This is a genomic window from Streptomyces sp. BF23-19 (assembly GCF_041106355.1).
In the GTDB taxonomy this organism is placed as follows: domain Bacteria; phylum Actinomycetota; class Actinomycetes; order Streptomycetales; family Streptomycetaceae; genus Streptomyces; species Streptomyces virginiae_A.
Map to the genome: position 1 here is coordinate 102,319 of NZ_JBGBPT010000019.1, position 10,432 is coordinate 112,750.

8 protein-coding genes are annotated in these 10,432 nt (G+C 69.2%); 4 read left to right on the plus strand and 4 right to left on the minus strand.

The genetic code is table 11. The features are described from left to right. Window positions 1-16: 16 nt before the first annotated feature. Entirely contained in the window at window positions 17-748 is a 732-nt protein-coding gene (locus tag AB8A24_RS13875; RefSeq protein WP_369475836.1) for a MerR family transcriptional regulator, read from the minus strand. Window positions 749-802: 54 nt separating this feature from the next. On the opposite strand from AB8A24_RS13875, the gene AB8A24_RS13880 reads away from it, so the two are divergent. Continuing rightward, window positions 803-1,105 (plus strand): hypothetical protein, encoded by a 303-nt coding sequence (locus AB8A24_RS13880; protein ID WP_328960502.1) that lies wholly within the window; start codon window positions 803-805, stop codon window positions 1,103-1,105. A 413-nt stretch (window positions 1,106-1,518) separates the two neighbouring features. Continuing rightward, complete coding sequence (locus AB8A24_RS13885; RefSeq protein WP_369475838.1) at window positions 1,519-2,811, plus strand: ion channel protein; 1,293 nt, start codon at window positions 1,519-1,521, stop codon at window positions 2,809-2,811. A gap of 172 nt (window positions 2,812-2,983) precedes the next feature. Here AB8A24_RS13885 and AB8A24_RS13890 read toward each other — a convergent pair whose 3' ends face one another. Further along, window positions 2,984-4,261 carry a DUF2254 domain-containing protein gene (locus tag AB8A24_RS13890; protein WP_369475840.1) on the minus strand — a complete coding sequence of 426 codons (1,278 nt, stop codon included), beginning with the start codon at window positions 4,259-4,261 and terminating at the stop codon, window positions 2,984-2,986. A 272-nt stretch (window positions 4,262-4,533) separates the two neighbouring features. On the opposite strand from AB8A24_RS13890, the gene AB8A24_RS13895 reads away from it, so the two are divergent. After that, window positions 4,534-6,384: a glycoside hydrolase family 15 protein gene (locus tag AB8A24_RS13895; RefSeq protein WP_328960500.1), complete on the plus strand. Its 1,851-nt coding sequence runs from the start codon at window positions 4,534-4,536 to the stop codon at window positions 6,382-6,384. Window positions 6,385-6,522: 138 nt separating this feature from the next. On the opposite strand, the gene AB8A24_RS13900 is transcribed toward AB8A24_RS13895, so the two are convergent. Together AB8A24_RS13900 and AB8A24_RS13905 are read right to left on the minus strand one after the other, a co-directional pair. After that, window positions 6,523-8,298: a cation:proton antiporter gene (locus AB8A24_RS13900; RefSeq protein WP_369475842.1), complete on the minus strand. Its 1,776-nt coding sequence runs from the start codon at window positions 8,296-8,298 to the stop codon at window positions 6,523-6,525. Window positions 8,299-8,437: 139 nt separating this feature from the next. Further along, complete coding sequence (locus AB8A24_RS13905; RefSeq protein ID WP_369475844.1) at window positions 8,438-9,289, minus strand: universal stress protein; 852 nt, start codon at window positions 9,287-9,289, stop codon at window positions 8,438-8,440. Between the two features lie 422 nt (window positions 9,290-9,711). Between AB8A24_RS13905 and AB8A24_RS13910 the strand changes: the two genes are divergently transcribed. After that, window positions 9,712-10,230 carry a hypothetical protein gene (locus tag AB8A24_RS13910; RefSeq protein ID WP_369475846.1) on the plus strand — a complete coding sequence of 173 codons (519 nt, stop codon included), beginning with the start codon at window positions 9,712-9,714 and terminating at the stop codon, window positions 10,228-10,230. Window positions 10,231-10,432: the final 202 nt, after the last annotated feature.

Here is a 10,432-nt window from a genome sequence, read left to right on the forward strand (position 1 = left end):
CCCGGGGGCGCTCACGTCATGCGTCCAGTTGGGCGCGAATGAGGGAGTCGAGCCGTTCCCATGCCGGGGACGAAGCGTTGACTCTGCTCTGGATGAGGGCGGGGATCTCAGAACCCGTATCCAGCCCGGGCCGTTCGTCGGGCCCGTAGCGCTCCCGATTCGCCTCGGCGATCCTGCGGGCGAGGTCCTCGAGCCGCGGGTCGTCGGCGTCGAGGTCATGTGCGTGGTCGTAGCCGAGGAAGAGCCACCGTAGAGTCGGGTCGGCCAAGATCTCGGCCTGCTCGTGAAACAGGGTGGTCGCACGGTCCGGGTGGGTGGCGAACACGAGGATCCACAAGTCGCGTTGCAGGTCCACCCATCGAGGCGTGAATCCCCATCGGGCCAGATCCTCCAGATGGGCGACGACCTTGCCGGGCAGTGGCACCAGACGCCCGGCGGCGAGCCGGCGCAGGCGCCCTTGCGTTTCCTGCAGGCTGCGGATGCGGGCGTCGAGTTCGCCGTCGATCTCGCCCAGCGCCTGCCGGAATTCCTCCTCGCCCGCCGCTCTCAGATACCGGATACGAGCGAGGGGGACACCGGCTTCTGCCAGTGTCCGGATCTTGATCAGGTCGACAGCGTCGTTCGCGCCGTACCGCCGGTAGCCGGACGCGTCGCGGTCGGGTTCGGGGAGCAACCCCTTGTCGTGGTAGACGCGGACGGTCTTGATCGACACTCCGATGTAGCCGGCCAGCTGTCCGATGGTGATCACCTCGTCATCGTCCCACTTGACCTTGCCCCAGGGGCAGGGTTGCAGCATGGCGTCATGGAGAACACGAACCCCGATCGGGAGACCCTTCGCGACCTGGCCGACGAGGGCAACGAGACCGCGCTGGACCGGCTGGCCGATCTCGCGGACGCGGCCGGCGACGTCGAGGAGCTGAGCGACCTGTTGGACGAGGGGTCCCGGCACGCCGGAATGCTGCTCACGCGACGCGCGGCCGCAGTCGGTGACCTGCGCGAGCTGCAACGGATCTCCGACGCCGGATATGAAGAAGCCGGAACGGAGCTGGAGCGGCTGCTGCGGGCACCGGGCGGTCGTCAGGAAGATCGGACTCCCGCTCCATGATCATGGACCGGAAGAGTGACCAGGACCCGGCGACCTGGATGCCGGCGCCGGCGATGCGCTGCCGGTATATCGGTGAGTGGGCGGCGGCCATGCATCGTTGAGGTCCGGCGGTGGATCAGGCCGAGTGGGAGGGGTTGCCGGGGTATGCGGCCGGCTGCCCGAACGCGACCCTCGCCTTCGCGCGGGCCCGCGGAGACTACCCACTCCCCGGACAGGAAACGGCGGCGGCGGTCACCGGCGCGGTGACCGCCGCCGCTTGTACGGTTGTTCGCCGTCGTGGGTGGCCTGCGCCCACTGAAGCATCGGTCGGTCGTCCGGGCCTTCGGCGTGGCGGCGGTGATTGCTCGTGGAAGGGGAATGCGAAACGCCCGGCTCGGGCCGTTGTGGGCATTTTTGGTGCATATGCTGTTCCGGTGGCCACTGATACCCCGTCACCCGCGTCACCACCCGGCGTCCCCGAGAGCCCGCTCCGAGTCCTGCTGCCGCAGATTCTTCCCGCGCTCGTGATCGGCGTGGCGGCGAGCTTGCTCTACATCGGGATCAGCAAGCTCTCCGATCAGCTCAAGGACGTGGTGTGGGGCACCCTTCCGGACGCGCTGGGCATCGGCGACTACTCCTCTCTCTGGATGATCGTCGTGCTGACCGTGACCGGTGTCGCGGTGGGCCTTGTCGTGTGGAAGGTTCCGGGGCATGCGGGCCCCGATTCGGCCTGCACCGGCCTCGAAGGTCCCCCTCTCGCTCCGGCGATCGTGCCCGGTCTGCTGGTGGCGAGTACGATCGCGCTGGCCGGCGGTGTCAGCCTCGGCCCGGAGAACCCGATCATCGCGGCCAACGTCGCGCTCGCCTACTGGATCGGCCGCAAGGTGGCCCCTACCGCGCCCGGTGCGCTGTGGGTCATGCTCGCCACCTCCGCCACCATCGGCGCCCTCTTCGGCACCCCGGTGGCCTCGGCCCTGGTCGTCTCCGAAGCCCTCACGCACCGGCCGGGCGACCGGGGCTCGCTGTGGGACCGGCTCTTCGCCCCGCTGATTGCCGCCGGGGCCGGGGCGATGACGACCTTGCTGCTCACTGACTTCACGTTCGACCTGTCGCTGCCTCAGGTGGCCGACCCCGGATGGGACGATCTGCTCGCCGCGATGGTCGTGGCCCCCGCCGCGGCCCTGTTCGGCCTCCTCTCCTGCTACGCCTTTCCCTACATCCACGGCGCCTTCCAGTGGCTGCGGCACCCGATGCTGATGTTGCCCCTCGGCGGCCTGGTCCTCGGCCTTCTCGGCGCGCTCGGCGGGCCTCTGACGCTCTTCAAGGGCCTGGAGCAGATCAAGGATCTCGCATCGAACATCGGCGGCTGGTCCTCCGGCGATCTGGCGAAGATGACCGTGGTCAAGCTCGTCGCCCTCGTGCTCGCCGCCTCGTGCGGCTTCCGGGGCGGCCGGATCTTCCCCGCCGTGTTCGTCGGCGTAGCCTTCGGCATGTTCGCCCAGGCGCTCGTGCCGGAGATCCCCCCGGCTGTCGCCGTCTCCGCAGGTGTGCTCGGCGTGCTGCTCGCGACCACCCGGCAGGGTTGGTTGAGCCTCTTCACCGCCGCCGTCCTCGCCCCCCAACCCGCGCTACTTCCTCTGCTCTGCGTGGCCTCTCTGTTCGCCTGGCTGATCGTCACCGGCCGTCCCCTGCTGGAACTGGACGAGTCCGGCGCTTCCCGGCATTGACCGTCCGTGCATGACCAGGTCGCGGAAGATGACGCGAGGGTCGTCGGCCGCGTGCCGGCGCGCCTTCACCGCGGCCTTGACGAACGTGTCGGGGCCGATGCCGTGGCAAGCGCTGAGCGCTCAGCCGGCCCCTGCCCGGGGCGAGGTGGCCACCTCGTCGAACAGCAAGGTGTCAGGAGGAGTGCTGTCCGCCGATGCCCTGTGAGTCGGCCTGCTGGGCGATGGCCCGGCGGGCCGGGTCGGTGAACTCCCGTTCGACCGACTCCTCCAGTAGCCTCAGCTCCGCGCGCAGCGAGGGGTGCTGCTGCGGGGGCAGGACGTCGAGGAGACCGTCGAGCATGGCGCGGATCCTTCGGCAGATCTGGACGGACGACTGTCCGTAGTCACGGATCTCGCAGACGGCGAGCTGGAGGTAGTCCTCCCAGTCCCGGCCCGGGAGCACGAGCCGGGCGTCCCCGTCGCGATCGGCCAGAACGTAGCGCCCGGGTAGGGGCGCCTCTCCGACCGTGTGCAGGAACCACTCGATGTAATTGATCACCTGCACGGCGGTCGTGGGGTCGTTCACTGCCGGGGAAAGAGCCCTGATGGCGATGTCGACGAGGACCCGCAAGGCGAAGGCGGGGTCTTGCTCGATGGTGCGCTCGGACCCGAGGGCGACATGACGGGTAACCCGTTCCGGATCGGGTCTGGACCCGCCTCCGTGGACCTCGACGAGCACGGCGCCGGGCGGTACGAAGTCTCCGATCAGCCGGGTCACGACGAAGACGCAGTCGTATCGCGCTGCCTCCGCAACCAGCCCGGCCACATTGAAGGCCTGGATGGCGCCTCCCCGTACGGTACGCACGAGCATCACCGGACCGTCGGACGGCACGGCTGCCTCTTCACGCGGCGCGGCGCCCCGGATCGCCGCCGCGCCGCTCGTGAACACGGCCCCTCCCATGCTCATGACCAGCTCCGCGACGGCCACGGGCCGGAGACTGTGGGTGAACCGGTTGAGGTAGATGAGCAGGAGCACGAGGCTGACGGCCACGGCCGCGCCGGCCAGGGTCACGCCAAGGTCGGGGACCGATGCGGATTCGATGCTGCGCAGTAGGGAGAAGGCGAACGCGAACGTCCCGGTGAAGGTCGCCAGAACCGCCTTCTGCAACCGGTTCCGGTACCAGATCCGCATGTACCGCGGAGAGAGGGTGCCCGTGGCCTGCTGCACGACGAGCACGCCGATGGTGACGACGAATCCGAGCAGCGCCACCATCGCCCCCACGATGGCGGTGAGCACGCCGCTCGCCGTCGTCGAGGAGTAGCGCCAGCCGCTCGGCGGCCAGTCGTCGCCATCGGCGGTAATCGCGAGTTCGGCGAGAAGGACGCCGAGGACGAGACCGAGGGTCGGCACGATCCACAGGCTGGCCTTGACGTACTGCCGCAACCTGAACCTGTCTGCCCAGGACGTCATGACACCCATGCCACGCCCCTTCGCGGGAGGAGTCCGGTGCTCGTGAGGCGCGACGGAACGGCCGGCTCCCTCGGAGGGATCGCCTCTACCCCACGGTAGGGCGATTCCCGGACCTGTGCAGTGGCAGGCTGCCGTCGTCCCCGCGCCGCTCTCTCGCCAGGACGGACCGAGGCCGTCGGCCTAGTCTGATGGGGTGCCGTCCGATCCACCCATCCGCGGAGTGAAGGCCACCCGCCCCGGGCGCGGTCGACCGGGCTGGAAAGAGGTCCGTGATGGACGACTATCCCCTGATCGAAGACCACGGTCTGATCGGTGATCTGCAGACCGCGGCGCTCGTGACGACCGATGCGACGATCGACTGGTTCTGTTGTCCGCGGTTCGATTCACCGAGCGTGTTCGGCTCTCTCCTCGACCGGCGCAAGGGCGGCCACTCCACCGTGCGGCCGGCTGCCGAGACGTACACGACCAAACAGCTCTATCATCCCGACACCGCCGTCCTGGTGACGCGCTTCATGACCGAGGCCGGGGCGGGGGAGGTCGTCGATTTCATGCCGGTGACCGGAACGATCGCGACCGACCGGCACCGTCTCGTCCGCATGATGCGCTGTGTCCGCGGAAGCATGGTGTTCGAAGGGGAGATCGCGCCGCGCTTCGACTACGGCCGTCAGCCGCACGAGCTGCACCTCTCCGAGCACGGGGCCCTGTTCACCTCGAAGGAAATGGACCTCGCCGTCCACCTCGTCCGGGAGCCGCAGGACGAGCGGCTGCTGAGCGTCCTCTCGGTCGACGAGAACGACCTGCGATTCTCACTGAGCCTGCGGGCGGGGCAGCAGCGCGGCCTGGTCATGGAATCATCTCCCGGAGGGCCTCCGCACGAGGTCCGCGGGGAGGAGTTCGAGCGGCTCTTCCACGAGACCGTCGGCTTCTGGCGTTCCTGGCTGGGTCAGTCCACCTACTCGGGCCGTTGGCGCGAGGCGGTGGAGCGTTCGGCGGTGACGCTGAAGCTCATGACCTACGCGCCGACCGGTGCTCTCGTCGCCGCCCCGACGACGGGTCTGCCCGAGCAGCTGGGCGGCGAACGCAACTGGGACTACCGGTTCACCTGGATCCGCGATGCGTCGTTCTCGGTGTACGCCCTGCTGGGCCTGGGCTTCAAGGAAGAGGCGGCCGCGTTCATCAGCTGGCTGCACGACCGGGTGAAGCAGGAGGCCGGCCAGGGGAACGGCTCCGGACCGCTGAACGTCATGTACCGCGTCGACGGCTCCTCCGACCTGGTCGAGGAAACCCTCGAACACTGGGAGGGGTACTGCGGCTCCGCCCCGGTCCGCATCGGCAACGGGGCGGCGAGCCAGCTGCAACTGGACATCTACGGTGAGGCGCTCGACAGCATCTACTTCGCGCACAGGCATGCCATGCACCTCGACAACGGGGGCTGGAAGGCCCTGCACACACTGCTCGACTGGCTCGTCGACCACTGGGACCAGCCCGGGGAGGGGCTGTGGGAGACCCGAGGCGGCCGGAAGAACTTCACCTACGGCCGTGTGATGTCCTGGGTGGCCTTCGACCGCGCCGTGCGGATCGCCGCGGACGACGGCCGTCCGGCGGCCCATGGTCGCTGGGGGGACGCGAGGGACGAGATCTACGAGCAGGTCCTCAGCAAGGGATGGGATCCGGACAAGCAGGCGTTCGTGCAACATTACGGCGACGACGTGCTCGACTCGTCGCTGCTGCGCATGCCGACGGTCGGCTTCATCACGCCGCGCGATCCGATGTGGAAGTCCACCTTGGACGCGATGGAGCGTGAACTCGTCAGCGACAGCCTGGTCTACCGCTACAACCCCGAGGCATCACCCGACGGGCTGCGCGGCTCCGAGGGAACGTTCTCCCTGTGCACGTTCATGTATGTCGACGCACTGGCTCGGGCAGGCCGCACCGACATGGCCAGGCTGGTGCTGGAGAAGATGCTCACCTACGCCAACCACCTGGGCCTGTACTCCGAGGAGATCGACCTGACGGGACGGCAGCTGGGCAATTTTCCTCAGGCGTTCACGCACCTGGCCCTGATCGACGCGGCGATCACCCTGGACGCGATGCTCCAGGGTGCGCGGAGGGACGGGCGGTGAAGGGTGCCGCAACAGGCCCCGTGGTCGATCAAGCGGGGAAGGAGGCTGTGCGGGGCGCGGGCGACCGTGTGCCGGGTCATCCAGCGGCAGCCACCATCGCCGGCAGCAAGCCTCCAGGACCATCCGGGGCACGGGGTTTCACTGTCCGGCGGCCGTCGGGGTGGGACCGAGGAGGACGACCGTGTCACCTTTCTGCGGGGTGGCGGGCTTCCTTTCCGTCACGGGGTCCAGCCGGTGGTCGGCGCGCACCACGAAGAGGGTGTCGTGCTCCTGCGGTAGCGGGGCGGTGGCCGGCTGCACGATGAACCGGGCTCCCCGCCCGTAGCGCTCCGCCAGGACGTGCCGGACCAGCGAGCGGCCGAAGAGGATGTCGCCGCCGGTGTACGGAGCCACCACGCCGTGGCTGTCGTGCGGCGGCCCGACCCGGTAGACCGGCCCTTCGACAGTGTCCTGCATCATGATCGACGCGAGCGCGTTGAAGTCGTCGTCGTCGGTGGCCAGGAAGACGGCTGTCACCCCCTCCACACGCGCCCCGGGGTTGATGGCCGTGGCCAGCAGCTCGCCCTTGGCCAGGTCCATGCCCGCCCCCTTGATCCGTTCCCGTTCCTCGTCGAGTCCCGCCCACATCAGCACGTCAAGGCCGGCGGACCGCAGAGCCCTTCCCAGGTCGACGACCCACGGCTCGCCGCCCACCAGGAGCACGCGCCTGCCCTCCTCCTTGACGACGCCCAGCCGTCTGGCCATCGGCGCCGCCGTCAGCGCGTACAGCAGAACGGTGCCCACGATCACCAGGAAGGTGACCGGAAGGATCTTCGCCGCCCCGGCCACCCCACGTTCGACCAGTCCGGAGGAGAAGGCCGACGCCGTCGCCGCCGCGACGATGCCGCGTGGGTGCATCCACCCGACGAAGGCGCGCTCCCCCCGTGAGAGATCCGTGTGCGCCGCGGCACCCAAGGCCACGAGCGGGCGCACCACCAGGACGAGGATCGCGATCAGGCCGAGCGCGGGAAGGAGCACCGGCACGAGGGACGCGGGGGTGACGGTGGAGGAGATGGAGATGAACAGCAGTCCGATGATCAGCTGGACCAGGGTTTCGAAGAAGGGCCGGCGCGAGGGCATGTCGAAGCCGCGGATGTTGGCCGCGGCGAGTCCCACCAGGATCGCGGCGATGAGCCCCGTGTCGTCCCGCAAGATGTCACAGCCCGCGGATACGCCGATCACGACGGCGAGTTGAGCCAGCGTGCCCAGGGTCTCGCCGAGTCGCAGGGTGCGCAAGGCGAACCACAGCAGCGCGGTGCCCACCGCCCCACCGACAAGCCCGAAGGCAAGGCTGATGGCGAACTGGCCCAGCTGGTAGCCCCGGCCGATGTCGATCCGGTGCGACGAGGCGACCGCGTGGAAGGTGAGGGCGCCGAGGATGGCGCCGATCGGGTCGGTCAGCGTCCCTTCCCAGATCAGAATGCGCCGCACCTTGTCGCTCGGCCGCACGAAGTCGAGGATCGGCCCCACGACCGTGGGCCCCGAGACGACGAGGATCATGCCGAGCATCGCGGCAACCCGCAGGGGCATGCCGAACATCGCGGGTGCCACCGTCCCGGTGACGAAAAAGGTGAGCAGCACGCCGTACAGGAGCAGTCTGCCCACGATCCCCCGCGTGTGGTGGGCGAGCTTGCGCAGGTCGAGTCCCAGACCGGCGTCGTAGAGGATCACCGCGACCGACAGCGACACCAGGTTCGAGAAGTCCGGCCCCAGCAGTCTGTCCGGGCGGACGACGTCCGTCACGGCGCCCGCGGCGAACCCGACGGGAAGCAGGATGATCAGCGCCGGGACGCGCAGCTTGCCGGCCAGGATCTGCGAGCCGGTGGCGAGCACCACCGTCAGGGCGAGTCCGAGAAGGATCTCGTCGTCGGTCACAGCGGGTTCTCTCCTCGGATCCGGACGGAAGGGCTTCCGGGGTAGGTCCGGCCGGAGATCACTTGTTGCATGCCGCACCGTCCCTGTGGCCGCCGCGTCAGCGGCGCGGATGTCTTGCCGAGCGCCGGGGCCTGGTCCGTCAACTGTGTGGTACGACCGCCACAGGGCAGGAGGCGTGGTGAATGAGGGCGTGAGTGACCGAACCGATGTGGGAGCCCCTGACCGCCCTGCGCCGGCCGACGACCACGAGACGCGCGTCGGATACGGCTTCGACGAGGTGCTCGGCCGCTCGCCCCGGAGCGGATACCTCGGACACCTCCACCGCCGGAAACCTGTCACGGTACGGGCGTACGGCGTGTGAGAGCGCCGACGCCATGTCGGCGTCCTCGGCCGCTTTGTGGTGTTGAGTGAACGGGGCGTGCCACGTGTGCACGATTTCCAACAGCACACCATGCCGCCGGGCGAAGTCGAAGGCGAACTCCATGAGCTCGTCCTTCACGTCGGTCACATCGAGCCCAAGGACCACTTTGCGGTGGCCCCTGCCTTCGGCGGTACCAGCCCCGCTCTCCTTGTCTCCAGGGCGTACGAGGACCACCGGACGCTTCGAGTCCGCGACGACCTCCTGGCCCACGGAACCCACAACGAATCCGCGGACACTGCCAAGTCCATGAGACCCCACGACCAGCAAATCCGACTCCGCCGCGGCAGCCAACAGCACACTGTTGGGGGCGTCCTCGATTTCATCGGCGGTCACCGCGAGGTCTGACCGCCGGTCCCGGACACGCTGCTCGGCCGCAGCGAGTACGCCTACGGCATCACCGGCGCGATCCTCGTGCGACACCCTCATGGCCCCCAACTGGTGCTGCGCCCACCGAGTGGCATAGACCAGCCGCAGGCCGGCGCCGCGCAGCGCCGCCTCGTCGGCGGCCCAGTCCAAGGCCGCCACACTGCCCTCGGAGCCGTCCACTCCCACAGTGACAGGTAGTGACATGCCGCTCTCCTCGCTCCAGGGCTGTCGTCAACGGGCGATCACATGGGCCGCGCAGGGGCACCCATGCCCGATACACCTGGTCACGAAGCTACCGAGCCGCTGAAGCGCCGCAGTGCACCGCGTTCGCCGGCGCTACCGAAGTACCCCATCCGGCCGATGGCACCGAGACGGCGGCGGGCAGGTCGTCGCCCCGTACCGGGTACCAGCCTTGGGTCGAGGGCACGACGGACAAGGGCCGGATCCGCTTCACCGCGCGGGGCGCCCAGATCCGCGCCGCCGCCGACGGCCTCGGCACCCTCTCCGCCGCCCGGAGCGACGTCGAGACCGTGACCGCGGATCGGGTCCGTGGGCGCGAGAGCGACGCCGGGTGGATCCGGTTCCCGTTCGACGGAATCAGCGTCGGCCGCGGCGGTGGAAACGACTTGGGAACCGTCACGGCCGACAAGATCAGCGTGCATGGCATCAACACCGAGTGGGTGGGGGACCGGGACTCGGGCAAGGGATGGGTCGAGTTCCCGCAGTCGGGAGTGAACGTCCGCAAGGACGGAAAGCAGGGCTGGGGCACCGTCGCCGCCGACAAGGCGGACCTGAACGACGTGGCCACCCACCGCGCCCAGGTCAAGGAACGTCTCACCCTCCAGGGCGGGCTGAGCGTCGACAACGTACTGGAGACGCAGGACGGCCCGCCACGGCTGATCGTCCACGGCCGCCTGGATGCCGAGGGCGAGGTGAAGGCCGACGGCACGGTCACTGTCACCGGAGACCTCACCACCCTCGGCATGCTGCGCGTTCACGGCGAGTCGCGCCTGCAGGGGAAGGTGAACGCCGGCGCGTACCTGCCGGTCCGCAACGGAGGCGCCTGGATCATGCACACGAACGACGGGAAGGTGGCGATCAACGGCGACCTGCGCGTCCACGGGGCATTCCGCTCCGATTCCTGAACCGGACGCCACCGCGGGCCGGCCTTGCGCGAGCCCGGCCGGGGAGGTCCGGACGGCCTCCGGGGGTCTGGACGGACCCCCGGACGGCTCGTCGGGACCCGCAACCAGAAGTCTGGGTCGCGGGATTACTTGGCGCCGAGGCCGGCGTCGGAGACCTCGGGCTTGCCGGCGGCCTTGAGGACCTTGTTCAGGAGTGTGAGGT